Below are 14184 nucleotides of genomic sequence, written 5' to 3' on the forward strand. Positions count from 1 at the left end.
CCATTTGGCGGGGCCCACAACTTTTTAAGTTCCCGCCGGCGGCCTGACGCGGGCGGGTCCGCGGCTGCGGGCCCGCGGCTGCACGGCCTGCCTCCGGCGGGCCCGCTTAGCGGCGGGCCGCCGTGGCAATGACCGTCACTGCGCGTTCCACTGCGTAAACGGGGTCCTTGGCGGCCCCCTTGACCTGTGCATCCGCCTCGGCCAAGACCTTGATGGCAGTGACCAGGGCCGGACCCGTCCAGTTCCCGGCGTCGCGGCGGGCGGCGTCAACCTGCCAGGGCGCCATGCCCAAGTCGCGGGCCAACTGGGCCGAGCTCCCGCGCGCTGAAAAGACCTTCGCCACTTGGCGGACCTTCATGGCGAGGGCCGCGACGAGGGGAACGGGATCCACGCCCGTGGCCAGGGCATGGCGCAGGGTGGACAGCGCCACTGGACCATTTCCGGCCAGCGCCGCATCGGCCACCCGAAAAGCCGTCGCTTCCACCCGTCCGCCGTAGTATTTATCCACATCGTCACTGGTGACCATGCCTGTGGTGTCGGAAATCAGCTGCGCGCAGGCGGCTGCAAGCTCTGAAAGGTTTGCCCCCACCGCCGCGACCAGGGCCCGCACGGCCACGGCGTCAATGCGCCGCCTGTGCAGGGTGAATTCGGCGCTGACGAACTGCGCCTTCTCGGCGTCCTTCTTCAGCGGCTGGCATTCAACCCGGGGGGCACCAGCGGCCTTGAGGGCATCGAGCAGCTTTTTCCCCCGCACACCCCCGGCATGACTGAGCAGCACGGTGGTCTCAGGCGCTGGATCCTTCAGATAGGCCAGGGCATCGAGCAGGAACTCATCATTCATGCCGGCGAGCCCGGAGACCTCTATGAGTTTGGGTTCGCTGAACAGGGAGGGGCTGGAAATCATGCCCAGCTGCCCGGCCGTGTAGTGTGCGGCATCCAAGGTGGTGAGTTCCAGCTCGGCATTTTGCGCCCGCAACTTGCGGCGCACCTCGTCCGCGGCGCGGCTGGCTAAAAACTCCTCCGGCCCGAACAACAGCACCACCGGCGCCACCGGAGCATCGCGCCAATTGGCTTCCGGCGCGGATCGCGGTGCCGGCGTCACTGGCCTGTGCCTGTCCCTGGATTCTTCACGCACTCCACTTTGCCATCCGCTCCCGCTATTTCCCAAGCTGCCCCCGTGCCGGCGGGTTTCTATGAACTCAACACCGCAAGGCTCCACCAGGCGGTGACGGCCGCGGCGGCGCCGGCCAGCAGGCCCCAGCCGTGCCGGCGCCACCGCGGCGGCAGCAGTGCCGACACCCGCCCGGCAACCGCCAAGGCGCGTTGTCGGTCCACCGCCGCCGCCAACGCCACCACCACGGCTGCCTGCCAGAGGGCCATCAGGGCGACCCCCTGCAGCCCTTCCGGCCAAGGCAGGCTCGATCCCGGCCACGCCGCCATGGTCCGGGCCACGGCGGACACCCACCACGAACCGGTGCCGGCCACTGCCGCGCAAAGGCCTCCCAGAGGCGGAATCACCACTGCCACTGCCAACCCCAGCGTTCCCACCGTGGTGACCAGCACCACCACCGGAGCGGCCAACATGTTTGCCGGCAGGGTGTAGGGCGTGAACCTTGCCTGCAGCAGGACAATGACGGGGGCGCAAAACAGCTGTGCCGCCAAGGGAATGGCCACGGCCTGCGCCAACCACAACGGCAGCCACACCGCAAGCCACCGCACGCAGCGCCTGCCCAGCAAATGCAGTCCCAGCGTGGCCAGCACGGACAAAATGAAGGCAAAGTCGGTGGCCAGCCACGGATCGATCAGTAAAAGCAGCACCACCACCACCGCCAAGAGGGCACCCACCCGCTTGGGCCGTCCGCTCAACAATGCCATGGCACCAATGGATCCCATCACTGCCGCCCGCAGCACGCTGGGGTCCGGTCCCACCACCAGCACGAATATGCCCAGACCCGCCAGGGATGCGGCAAAGGCCGCCCACCGGGGCGCCCGAATGGTGCGTAGCAGCAGCAGCAAGGACGCCAGCACCAGTGTGCAGTTGGCGCCGGAGACCGCCGTGAGGTGGGTGAGCCCCACCGTTTTCATGGATTCGTTCAGTGCCGGGGCAAGACCTTTGCGCTCCCCCATCACCATCCCCGGCAAAAGGCCCGCCACATCCGCATTGTGTGCGCCCCATACCCCCTGCACGGCTGCAAGCCAGGCAGCACGCACCGCCAGCACCGCCTGTTGCGTGCCCCGTGCCGTGGACACAACATTTTGCGGCACGGTTGCCGGATGCAGCGTGCCGGCGGCGGCACCCGCAGCAGCTTTGACGCTGCCGGCGGTGGTGGCCCTGTCCCCTGCCCGCAGCCCGGCCCATGCAGCATCGGCCACCACGGAGACGTCCTGGCTGCCTTGCACGGCGTGCCCGTCAACGGTGGCTTGGACTATTGCGGCGGTGAAGCGCACCTGCTGCTCCAGCTGTCCCGGTTCCGCGCTGCCGGCCCCCAGGAGGCGTGGGGCGTCCGTCAGTTCCAACACCAGCACCAGTGGCTGACCGCGCGCAAGGGCCTGTGCCAAGGGTGCGGTGGTGGAATTGAGGGTCCGGATTCCGGAGCTGAGCAGAACCGCACCCAGGCAGAGTGCGGCGAGCGCAATGGTTGGAGCCGACGCAGCCAGCGTTTCCCGCGCCTTGCCCCAGCGCCGCCGTCCCCCGCGGTGGAGCATGCGGCCTTGATGGGGACGACGCCGGCCTGCACGGCCGCCTTGGTGGTGCCGGTGCGCATTCAGGCCAGTGAAAAGCAGGCAGCCAAGCAGGGCTGCAGTGCCCCACCACAGGGCCGCAGCGCCGTCGGTGGGCCGGCCAACCACCAGCACTGCCGAGCCCCAGGTGGCTGCTGCCGCGGGCAGCAGCCGGATGTCCGGGCGCTGCCTCCGGGCTTGGTCCACGGCCTGTGCGCCGGGCCTGCCCAGGCGGGCAACCACAGCAGATGAGGTGGAGCGCGCATGCCCGCGCAGGATCCGCCGCAGGGATCCCGGCCCTCCCTGCTGCGGTTCACCCTGCCGGGGCCTTGTCGGTGCGCCCACGGCTGAGCGCGTATAGCGTGCCCAGTCAGGCTCTGGTCCCCTCATGGGACAGCCACCAGTTCCCGCAGCCCCGCCAGCAGTTTAGTGCCAATGCCCGGCACGGCCTGCAGCCCGTCCACAGCCGTGAAGGGCCCGTTGTCGGTGCGCCACTGCACAATGCGTTGGGCCAGGACAGGTCCCAGGCCGGGAAGCTCCTCCAGCGCCGCGGCTGTTGCTGTATTGAGGTTCAGCGGCGGGGCCGCTCCGCTGCCTGGGGCTCCCGGCGCACCTTTAGTGCCGGCACCGGGTGCAGCTGCCGCGCCGGCTGGCGGCTGTCCGCTTCCGGGCCCGGTCCCCCCGGCCGCCGCCTGCTCCACAGTGGGAATGAAGATTTGGGTGCCGTCGCCCAGTTCCGCAGCCAGATTCAAGGCGGCCAGTTCCGCTGTGGGCAGGGCGCCGCCGGCCTTCTCCACCGCTTCAAAGACGCGGCTGCCCGCGGGCAGCAGGAAAACACCGGGGGCTGCCACGGCGCCGGCCACATGGACCACCAGGATTCCGCCGCTGCCGGCCGTGGGAACCGCGCTGCCGGAGTCAGTTGCCGTGGCACCGCTGGTGGCTTCGCCCAGGGAACCATTGCCGGCAGTGCCGCTGGCCAGGGGCGGCACCGCCACCGCGCGCGCGGAGCCCAGCTGCTGGTAGGCCCCCTGCACTCCTGCCGATTCCACCCACAACACTCCCAAGGCGGCGGCAGCCATGGCGAGGATGACCACCACTGCACGCAGCGGAACCAGCCAGCGAAGTCCCCTCCCGCCCGCATCAGGCCCGCCCGTGCCCGGTTCCGCAAAATCCTGCGCCGTGGCGCCACGCCGTCCGTGCCGGCTGGCTTCCGCATCCTCGGCTCGGAAGCTGTCCCAGCCGCTGTCCCACCCCTTGCTGCCCATAGCGCGAGGCTAGGGCAGCGCGCTGGGCCGATCCACCCCTTCAGCCCAGGCTGTGTCCGTTCAGGGCGCCGGCGTCTGCTGTGGGGGAACCACGGCCGGGGGAACCGCCGGCGGGACCAGTTCCTCCGCCACGACCACCACCAGCACGCCCAACCCCGCATGCGCGGCAAGCACCGCGGGCAGGCGGGTCAACGTGGCTCCGGCGAGTCCCGGCGCCTGGCGTTGGAGTGCCAGGCCCAGCTCCCTGGCCTGCGGTTCATTGCCAAAGTGGTGGATGCTCAGCTGCGCCGCTGCCGCGCCACGGCCGGCAATGTCCGCCAGGACCAGTTCCTGCAGCCGTCCGATGGCCTTGGGGGCGCTGCGCACCTTTTCCAGGGGCACCACGGTGCCGTCGCGGATGCCCAAAATCGGTTTCAGGTCCAAAAAGGTGCCCAGCCAGGAGGAGGCCATGCTGATCCGGCCGCCCTTGCGCAATTGTTCGAGACTGGGGACATAGAAATAGATTCTGGTGGCATCGGCGCCTGCGCGGGCGGCTGCCAGCACCTCCGCCACGTCCCCGCCGCAGGCGGCACTGGCCACCGCCGATTGCACCCCCCGCCCCTGTCCCATGCCCACGGTTTGGGTATCCAGCACATGCACCGGAAGCGGGGCGCGGGCGGCGGCGACCTGGGCCGCTTCATGGGTCCCGGAAAGCTTGCAGGAGATGTGCACCGACACCACGGCCTCGTACCCTGCCGCGGCCGCCGCCCGGTAGGCGCTGTCAAACTGGCCCGGGGAGGGCCGGGACGTGCTCACGGCCGTCCCCGCCGCCAAGGCCAGGGAAATGTGGGACTCGAGTTCGGCGTCGTCCTCGGCATAGACATTGCCGCCAATGATGACTGGCATGGACACCACCGCCAGCAGGTGGTTCCGGCTGAACTCCTCCAGCCATGCCGCCGGCAGGGCTGCAGCGGAATCCGTCACGATGGCCACCTTGGGCACCGGCGCGCCGGCGCTGCCAAGAGTGCGCTGCGCCAGCTTGGGGCGCAGCCGCAACACCTGCGCCCGCAGCCAGGCGCGTCCTGCGGCTGATTCGCTCATGTGCCTCTTCCTTCCGCCAAGGTGTTGGCCCGCAAAGGCCATGGGCCCTGGAATTGTCTGGTTCACGCCAAAAAAGTGCCCTCCCGCCCTGGGGGGTGGGAAGGCACTTTTACACGTCTTGGTCCTTAGGCGGGAACTATATTGACCAGCTTAGGGGCACGCACAATGATTGTGCGGATTTCCGCGCCGTCCAGTGCCCGCACCACTGCTTCCGAGGCCAGGGCAAGCTCGCGCAGTTCCTGCTCACTGATCCCGGGGGACACTTCCAGACGGTCCTTGACCTTGCCCTTGACCTGCACCACCGCCGTGACGCTTTGCTTCACCAGCAGGGCTTCATCAACGGCCGGGAAGCCGGCATTGGCCACCGAGGCCGGATGCCCCAGCGCCTGCCACATGTCCTCGGCCGTGTACGGGGCAAAAAGGCTCAGGATGATGGCCACGGCTTCGGCGGCCTCCCGCACGGCGGGGTCGGCCGGACCTGCACCGGAGTCAATGACCTTGCGGGTGGCATTGACCAGCTCCATGAGCTTGGCCACCACCACATTGAACTTGTGGCTCTCCAGCAGTGCCTTGCCCTCATGCACCGTGCGGTGGGTCAGCGCCCGCAGGGCCGCATCACCGGTGCGGGGGTCGGTGCCCGCTGCACTGGCCACATCATTGCCCAGGCGCCAGGCGCGGGCCAGGAACTTGGCCGAGCCCGAGGGTGAAACGTCAGCCCAGTCGACATCGTCCTCCGGGGGGCCGGCAAAGACCATGGTGAGGCGCACGGCGTCGACCCCGTACTTGTCCAGCTGCTGGCCCAGGTCCACGCCATTGCCCAGGGACTTGCTCATGGCCTTGCCGCCATTGAGCACCTGGCCCTGGTTCAGCAGCGCGCTGAAGGGCTCGGTGGCGTCCAGCAGGCCCATGTCGTGGATGACCTTGGTGAAGAAGCGCGCGTAGAGCAGGTGCAGGATGGCGTGCTCAACACCGCCGACGTACTGCCCCACCGGCATCCAGTCGTTGACCTTGGCCGGGTCGAAGGGGCCGTCGGTGTAGTCCGGCGAGGTGAAGCGCAGGAAGTACCAGGACGAATCCACAAAGGTGTCCATGGTGTCGGTGTCCCGCTTGGCGGCGCCCCCACAAGTGGGGCAGGGAACATTGACCCATTCGGCCGCGGCTGCCAGCGGTGAGGTGCCCTTGGGTGAGAGCGCCTCGCCCCGGAGGTTCTCAGGCAGGCGCACGGGGAGCTGATCATCAGGGACCGCCACCTCACCACAGTGGGCGCAGTGGATGATGGGGATGGGGGTGCCCCAGAAACGCTGGCGGGACAACAGCCAGTCACGCAGGCGGAAGTTCACGAACTTCTTTCCCGTGCCCAGCTTTTCCAGCACCGCAATGGCGGCCGGGATGCCCTCGGCCTTGGACAAACCGTTGAGTTCCCCGGAGTTGATCAAGGTGCCCTCGCCGGTGGAGGCGATGCCGGATTCCGCCGGATCCTCCATCCCGGTGTCCAGCACCGCACGGACCGGCAGCCCAAAGGCCTTCGCAAAGTCCAGGTCGCGCTGGTCGTGGGCAGGGACGGCCATGATGGCGCCGGTGCCGTAGTCGGCCAGCACGTAGTCGGCGGCCCAGACGGGCAACTTTTCGCCCGTGAGCGGGTTGATGGCGTACCGGCCGGTGAACACGCCGCTCTTGGGGCGTTCGGTGGACTGGCGTTCAATGTCGCTCAGGGCCTTGACCTGTTCGCGGTACTCGCTCAGCGCCTCGGCGTGTTCGGCGGTGACCAGGTCCAGGGCCAGGGGGGCATCGGCTGCGACCACGAAGAAGGTGGCACCGTACAGGGTGTCCGGGCGGGTGGTGAAGACCGTCAGTTCCTGCTCCGGCTTCCCCTCCCCCGCCGCTTCAATGACGAAGGAGACGTGGGCGCCCTCGGAGCGGCCAATCCAGTTCTTTTGCATGGCCAGCACGCGGTCGGGCCACTGGCCCTTCAACGCATCCATGTCATCCAGGAGGCGGTCGGCGTAGTCGGTGATCTTGAAATACCACTGGTTCAGGGACTTTTTGGTCACCACCGTGCCGCAGCGCTCGCAGGCGCCGCCCACCACCTGCTCGTTGGCCAGCACGGTCTGGTCCTTGGGGCACCAGTTGACGGGGGAGTTTTTCCGGTACGCCAGGCCGCGCTCGTGGAAGCGCTTGAACAGCCACTGCGTCCACCGGTAGTACTCCGGGTCCGAGGTCTGCAGGCGGCGGGACCAGTCCACGGAAATGGCGTAACGCTTAAAGGACGCCGCCTGGGTGTCAATGTTGGTGTAGGTCCACTCGCTGGGGTGCGCGTCACGCTTGATGGCGGCGTTTTCCGCGGGCAGGCCAAAGGAGTCCCAACCGATCGGGTGGAGCACGTCGTAGCCCAGCTGGCGCCAGTACCGGGAGACCACATCCCCCATGGCGAAGGCCTCGGCATGGCCCATGTGCAGGTCCCCGGAGGGGTAGGGGAACATGTCCAGCACGTAGCGGCGTTCCCGGGAGCCGTCGTCGGCCGGGGTGAAGACCTTCAGCTCATCCCAAATGGCCGGCCACTTGGCCTCCATCGAGGCGAAACTGTGGACGAGCTCTTCGCTGCCCTCGTCACGGGGGGATTGCACGCTCACGTACCCTGCCTTTTCATTCATCTTTGTACTTCCTGCATCCATGGACCCCGCACACACGAAAGCCCCTTGACTCGGCAAGGAGCACACCGCTTGGGGTCTGCGGCCAACCAAGGTGTGGGGGCTTGCACATCCCCCCCACTTTAGCGCACTTGCAGGACGACGGCGGAAGCCGCAGCTGGTGGCATGCGGTGGCTTCCGCCGTCGTCCCGGCCAGGGGCGTGGTGCCTACAGCACGTCCTCGTCCACCCAGTCCATGGACTTGGTGACGGCCTTTTTCCACAAACGCATTTGGCGTTCGCGCTCGGCCGGCTCCATGGTGGGTTCCCACCGCTTGTCCTCGGACCAGTTGCTGGACAGCTCGCCCAGGTCCTTCCAGAAGCCCACGGCCAGGCCGGCGGCATAGGCTGCACCCAGGGCAGTGGTTTCAATGACCTTGGGACGGATCACCGGAACACCCAAAATGTCGGCCTGGAACTGCATGAGCGCCTCATTGGCAACCATGCCGCCGTCCACCTTCAACTCCGTCAGGTCCACGCCGGAGTCCGCGTTGACGGCGTCGAGCACCTCGCGGGTCTGGAAGGCGGTGGCTTCCAGCGCCGCCCGGGCAATGTGGTTCTTGTTGGCAAAGCGGGTCAGGCCCACAATGGCGCCGCGGGCGTCGGAGCGCCAATGGGGGGCGAACAAGCCCGAGAACGCCGGCACAATGTACACCCCGCCGTTGTCCTCCACGGCCGCTGCGAGCTGCTCCACCTCGGGGGCGGAGCTGATCATGCCAATGTTGTCGCGCAGCCACTGGATGAGGGAGCCGGTGACGGCAATGGAACCTTCCAGAGCGTAGTGCGGCGCGGCGTCGCCGAGCTTGTAGCCGACAGTGGTGAGCAGCCCGTTCTTGGAATGCACAATTTCTTCACCGGTGTTGAAGATCAGGAAACAGCCCGTGCCATAGGTGTTCTTCGCCTCGCCCTGGTTGAAGGCCGCCTGGCCAAAGGTCGCCGCCTGCTGGTCACCCAGGATCCCGGCCACCGGCACCTCGCGCAGCAGCTGGCTGCCGTGCACATGGCCGTAGACCTCGGAGGAGGACTTGATTTCGGGCATCATGGACTTGGGCACCCCAAAAATGTCCAGGATGTTCTCGTCCCACTGCAGGGTCTTCAAATCCATGAACAAGGTGCGGGAGGCGTTGGTGACGTCGGTGACGTGTACGCCGCCGTCGGTGCCGCCGGTGAGGTTCCACAGCACCCAGCTGTCGGTGTTGCCGAAGAGGAGGTCGCCCGCCTCGGCCTTTTCACGCGCGCCGTCAACATTGTCCAGGATCCACTTGATCTTGGTTCCGGAGAAGTAGGTTGCCAACGGCAGGCCCACCACCGACTTGAAACGGTCGGCACCGCCGTCGGCGGCCAGCTCGTCGACGATTTTTTGCGTGCGGGTGTCCTGCCACACAATGGCGTTGTACACCGGTAAACCGGTGTTTTTGTCCCAGACCACTGCGGTTTCACGCTGGTTGGTGATGCCCACGCCCACAATGTCGTGCCGGGTGAGGTTCGCCTGGGCCAGGGCGGTGCCAATGACCTCGCGGGTGTTGCGCCAAATTTCGACGGCGTCGTGCTCCACCCAGCCGGCCTTGGGGAAAATCTGCTCGTGCTCGAGTTGTCCGGTGGAAACTATGGCACCTTCATGGTCGAAGACAATGGCACGGCTGCTGGTGGTTCCCTGGTCAATGGCAATAACGTACTGAGACATCTTTGTATCCTTTGCTTGAACTTTTGCGGAGACTGTCGGAATTAGGCGGCAACGGCCAGAAGGTCGGGAAGCCACGCTGTCATGTATCCGCCCAGTGCTCCACCAATCAGCGGTCCCACCACGGGAACCCAGGCGTAGCTCCAGTCGCTGGAACCCTTGCCCTTGATGGGCAGCAGGGCGTGTGCAATGCGCGGTCCCAGGTCACGGGCCGGGTTGATGGCGTAGCCGGTGGGGCCACCGAGCGAAGCACCAATACCAACAACCAACAGGGCCACGGGGAGCGGGCCAAGACCTGCCACGCCGCCGCCGAAGTGCAGGATCACAAAGACCAGCACAAAGGTGCCCACAATTTCAGTGACGGTGTTCCAGCCGTAGCTGCGAATGGCGGGACCGGTGGAGAAGACGCCCAATTTCGTGGCGGCGTCGGGCTCGGCGTCGAAGTGCTGCTTGTACGCCAGCCAGCACACCACGGCACCGATGATGGCGCCCAGCATTTCAGCGCCGAAGTACACCATGGTGGAGGCAAAGCTTACTTCCACTCCGGGCGCATATTCCGCCGCGCCGCTGCTCAGGATGCCGACGGTGACGGCAGGGTTGAGGTGCGCGCCGCTCCTGGCGGCGACAAACACACCTGCCATGACTGCCAGGCCCCAGCCCCAGTTGACCATTAGCGTGCCGCCGGCATTGCCCTTGGTGCCCTTCAAGGCAACGTTGGCGACGACGCCGCAACCCAGCAGGGTGAGCAGCATGGTTCCCATCACTTCGGACAGGAACACGATTTCAAGAGACATCTTTGACTCCTTCTGTTTTTAGTTGTGTGCTTACAAACGCGCCTTGGGGCGCGTTCGACTTGAGCCCCTTTGCCCCCGGGGCCTAGGCAGTCAAGCTTTGTACCTGGACGCCGTGAAAGCGTTCCAGAATCCTGGTGGCCAGGGAGATCTCCTCCGCCACCTTGTCCTCGTTCCAGCCCAGCGGTCCTGCCAGGGCGGCAGCGGTCTCGGCCATGAGTTCGGTGCTGACCAGGCCGCGGAAGGCCAGGGAGGTGCGGCGGATGAACACATCGATGAGGTGCCCAATCTGCTCGTGGGCGGCCATGAACTCCACTTCGCGGTCGCTGAGCTCAGGGGTGGAGGAAAAGACCGTGTCCGTTCCCTGCGCCAGGAAGGCGAGCACATCAGTTGCCCGTGTTCCGTACCGGGTGAGCAGGACCTCGGCGCGGGCCGCATCGACGGACGCGGCGGTGTGCGCGGCAATCCAGGCTTTCACGCCGGCTTCGGTGGTGGGGAAGTCAGCGCCGCCGCCAATGGGCAGCTTAGCCGTGGAGGTCTTGCGTGCAGTGCCCAAAATGGCCAGCACGTCATTGCTCAGGTGCTCCGAGAGGGCCCGGAAGGTGGTCCACTTTCCGCCCACCAGACTCAGCACCGGCACCTTGGCCCCGGCAATGTCCATGTCCGCGCGCTCAATGCGGTAGTCCCGGGAGACAAAGCCCGGCGCGGTTTCATCGTGCCGCGGCAGGGGGCGCACCCCGGCGAAGCTGTAGACAATGTCATCACGGGTCACCAGCACGTTGGGGAAGACGTGCCCGACAAGATCAAAGAAGTAGTCAATTTCCTCCTCCGTGCAGATGGCGTCCTCGGTCATGTCGGCGTCGACGTCGGTGGTGCCCACCAGGACCCGGTCCCCCATGGGGTAGATCAGGACGATGCGGCCGTCGGTGTGCTCAAAGAAGATTTCCCGGCCGTTGCAGGCTGCCAGCAGCTCGGGATGGTCAAGGACAATGTGCGAGCCCTTGGTACCACCCATGAACCGGCTGCCGGCCCCCATGGCCGTGTTGGTCACATCCACCCAAGCCCCGGTGGTGTTGACGATGACGTCGGCGGTGAAGGTGGACTTCTCGCCCGTGAGCTGGTCGGTGAGTTCGACGCCGTCGTCCGTCACCGCCGTCACGGCCATGTAGTTGGTGGCGCGTGCCTGCGCCACGGCGGCGGTTGCATCCGCTGCCGCGCCGGCTTTTTGGCCGTCCTGCAGGACATCGAGGGTGAGGCGTTCGGGGTTGTGCACGGAGGCGTCATAGTAGGTGGCTGCATACTTCAGGTTCGAAGGAAGCTGCGGGAGCTCGGCGAGCGCCTTCTTGCGGCCCTTGAAGTCGTGGCGGGGCACGGTGCCGCCATCGCGGGAAAAGGCGTCGTAAAGGGTCAGGCCAATTTTGATCAGGAACGCGCCGCGCTCCTGGGGCTTGCCCTGCTTGTGCGTCAGGAAACGGATGGGGGCGCTGAGTATCCCCGAGAAGGTGCTGAAGATGGGGATGGTGGTCTGCAGCGGCTTGACGTAGTGGGGGGCAATCTTCATCAAGCCGTTGCGCTCCACCACCGATTCCTTGACCAGGCGGAACTCACCGTTTTCCAGGTAGCGGATGCCGCCATGGATCATGTGCGACGACGCGCCGGAGGCACCTTGGCAGTAGTCGCCACGTTCCACCAGGGCCACGTCAACACCTTGCAGGGCAAGGTCGCGGAAGGTGCCGACGCCGTTGATGCCGCCACCGATGATCAGGACCTTGGCGTGCGGACGTTCACGCAATGCCGCCGCCTGGGTGCGCACCACCGGCTGCAAGCCTTGGGATTGATCGTTTACGCCGGTGTTGCTGGGGATGCTCACTTTGACCTCTTTCGAGTCCAGTTGATTGCGTATGACACGCCTGTTCCCACTATTGTTTAAATAATTGGAAAATATAGTCAACACAGCTGCACAGATGTGCAGAAAGGGCGCAGATCACATGCCCGCAAAGCGGACCAAACAGCAGGATGCCCTGCGGGCTGCACAAATGTACTACTTGCAGGATCAGACCATGGATGCCATTGCGCGTGAACTGCGCACCTCCCGTTCCACCGTTTCGCGGCTGCTGTCCACGGCCCGTGAGACGGGACTGGTTCAAATTCAAATCAAGACGCCCTCGGACCGCGCCCCGGAACTGGAACGGCTCATCCGCCTGCGGTACGGCGTGGAGGTTCATGTGGTGCCCATCTCCGATGAACTCAATGAGGTGGAGGTCTTGGAACGCGTCAGCATGCAGGCGGCCCGCACCATTGGCCCGCTGGTGGATTCCAATGCGGTGGTGGGTGTGGCATGGGGCTCCACCGTGAGCACCGTCAGCCGCCACCTCACCCGCAAAGTCACCCACGGAACCACCATTGTCCAGCTCAATGGGGCCGGCAACACGCAGACCTCGGGCATTGCCTACGCCTCGGAGATCATCCGCCGCTTTGGCACCGCCTATGGGGCAAAGGTGGAACAGTTTCCCGTCCCGGCGTTCTTTGACCACGCCGAGACCAAAACAGCCATGTGGCACGAACGCAGCGTCAGGCGGATCCTTGACCTTCAGGACCGCATGACCATAGCCATTTTTGGTGTGGGATCCATTGATGCGGAAATACCCAGCCACGTCTATACCGGCGGTTACCTGGATGCGGCCGACATTGAGGGCCTGGAAGCCAGTGGCGTGGCGGGGGACGTGGCCACAGTCTTTTTCCGCAGTGATGGCAGCGACGACGGGATTGCGCTGAACGCACGCTCCAGCGGCCCCCGGCTGTCAAGCCTGCGCAAGGTCCGGCGTCGTATTTGCGTGGTGTCCGGGCAGCGGAAGATCAAAGGCCTGCGGGGAGCGCTGGCCGCCGGCTTGGCCACGGATTTGATTTTGGATGAAATTACGGCGCGGGAACTGGTGGCCCAGCACGGCCACGCCCCGGATGCCATCGGTGGATTCTTCAACGGCCTGGACAAAATTCAGGGCCTTGACGACATGCCCGGCCACCGGACGCACAGTGGCGGCGGATAGTGGCGGCGGTCCACGGCGGCGGTCCACGGCGGCGGTCAGCGGCCACAATGGGTAAAGTCAAAGGCATGCAACGATCCCCCCAGCACACTTTAAACAATGGCGCCGCCATCGACGTCCTCGGCTACGGCGTCTACAAGGTCCCGGCCGATGACTGCGAGGATCTGGTGTCCACAGCCATCGACGCGGGCTACCGGACCATTGACACTGCAGCCCTTTACGCCAATGAGGCCGGGGTGGGACGGGCCGTGCGCGCCGCCGAGGCCCGCGGCATTGCCCGCAATGACGTGTTTGTGACTTCCAAGGTCTGGAACACCGATCAGGGTTACGACGCAACGCTGGCAGCCTTTGATGCCAGCATGGCCGAACTGGGACTGGAATATCTGGATTTGTACCTCATCCACTGGCCTTGTCCGGAACGCAATTTGTTCATCCCCAGCTACAAGGCGCTGGAAACCCTCTACCACGAGGGCCGCGTGCGCGCCATTGGTGTGAGCAACTTTGAAGAGCCGCACCTGCAGCAGCTCCTCGCCGCCACCGACGTGGTGCCTGCTGTAAACCAGGTGGAGCTGCACCCCTGGCTGCCGCAAACCCGCCTGCGGCAGGTCCATGCCGAGCTGGGCATTGCCACGCAGGCGTGGAGCCCGCTGGGGCGGGGCGCCATTCTCACCGAACCGGCCCTCGTTTCACTTGCCGACGGCCTCGGGTGTTCAGTGGCCCAGCTGGTGTTGCGCTGGCATGTTCAATCCGGTCACCTGGCCATCCCCAAGGCCAGTTCCGCCGGGCGCATTCAGGAGAACCTGGACATTTTCTCCTTCACCCTCAGCGAAGACCAAATGAAGGCCATTGACGCCCTGGACAGTGATCGGCGCTCCGGCTCGCATCCGAACCAGGTGAACTGATTTGCTGTTCCGAA

General features: G+C 65.9%; 10 protein-coding genes. 2 read left to right on the forward strand and 8 right to left on the reverse strand.

Going from position 1 to position 14184, the window contains the following annotated elements; genetic code table 11:
* Window positions 1-106 precede the first annotated feature (106 nt).
* The 8 genes from holA to ACFUCV_RS01995 form a co-directional block, all read right to left on the reverse strand.
* Window positions 107-1102: a DNA polymerase III subunit delta gene (holA, locus tag ACFUCV_RS01960; protein ID WP_380811485.1), complete on the reverse strand. Its 996-nt coding sequence runs from the start codon at window positions 1100-1102 to the stop codon at window positions 107-109.
* An 89-nt stretch (window positions 1103-1191) separates the two neighbouring features.
* Window positions 1192-3111: a ComEC/Rec2 family competence protein gene (locus ACFUCV_RS01965; RefSeq protein WP_380811487.1), complete on the reverse strand. Its 1920-nt coding sequence runs from the start codon at window positions 3109-3111 to the stop codon at window positions 1192-1194.
* Window positions 3108-3986 carry a ComEA family DNA-binding protein gene (locus ACFUCV_RS01970; RefSeq protein ID WP_380811489.1) on the reverse strand — a complete coding sequence of 293 codons (879 nt, stop codon included), beginning with the start codon at window positions 3984-3986 and terminating at the stop codon, window positions 3108-3110. Before ACFUCV_RS01970 ends, ACFUCV_RS01965 begins: the two co-directional genes overlap by 4 nt.
* Before the next feature lie 60 nt (window positions 3987-4046).
* Window positions 4047-5066 carry a DegV family protein gene (locus ACFUCV_RS01975; protein ID WP_380811491.1) on the reverse strand — a complete coding sequence of 340 codons (1020 nt, stop codon included), beginning with the start codon at window positions 5064-5066 and terminating at the stop codon, window positions 4047-4049.
* Between the two features lie 125 nt (window positions 5067-5191).
* Window positions 5192-7717, reverse strand: coding sequence for a leucine--tRNA ligase (gene leuS, locus ACFUCV_RS01980; RefSeq protein ID WP_380811493.1), 2526 nt, complete (start codon window positions 7715-7717; stop codon window positions 5192-5194).
* Window positions 7718-7921: 204 nt separating this feature from the next.
* A complete protein-coding gene (glpK, locus tag ACFUCV_RS01985; RefSeq protein WP_380811495.1) occupies window positions 7922-9436 on the reverse strand; it encodes a glycerol kinase GlpK in 1515 nt (504 codons plus the stop codon).
* A 41-nt stretch (window positions 9437-9477) separates the two neighbouring features.
* Complete coding sequence (locus ACFUCV_RS01990) at window positions 9478-10227, reverse strand: MIP/aquaporin family protein (protein WP_380811497.1); 750 nt, start codon at window positions 10225-10227, stop codon at window positions 9478-9480.
* An 82-nt stretch (window positions 10228-10309) separates the two neighbouring features.
* A complete protein-coding gene (locus tag ACFUCV_RS01995) occupies window positions 10310-12094 on the reverse strand; it encodes a glycerol-3-phosphate dehydrogenase/oxidase (RefSeq protein WP_380811499.1) in 1785 nt (594 codons plus the stop codon).
* Window positions 12095-12212: 118 nt separating this feature from the next.
* Here ACFUCV_RS01995 and ACFUCV_RS02000 point away from each other — a divergent pair, with 118 nt between their 5' ends.
* Complete coding sequence (locus ACFUCV_RS02000; protein ID WP_380811501.1) at window positions 12213-13271, forward strand: sugar-binding transcriptional regulator; 1059 nt, start codon at window positions 12213-12215, stop codon at window positions 13269-13271.
* 65 nt (window positions 13272-13336) lie between these two features.
* The gene (locus tag ACFUCV_RS02005) at window positions 13337-14170 is read left to right on the forward strand and encodes an aldo/keto reductase (protein WP_380811503.1); all 834 of its coding nucleotides are present in this window, start codon (window positions 13337-13339) and stop codon (window positions 14168-14170) included.
* Window positions 14171-14184 lie beyond the last annotated feature (14 nt).

The sequence above is a fragment of the Specibacter sp. NPDC057265 genome (genome assembly GCF_042668835.1).
Lineage (GTDB): Bacteria > Actinomycetota > Actinomycetes > Actinomycetales > Micrococcaceae > Specibacter.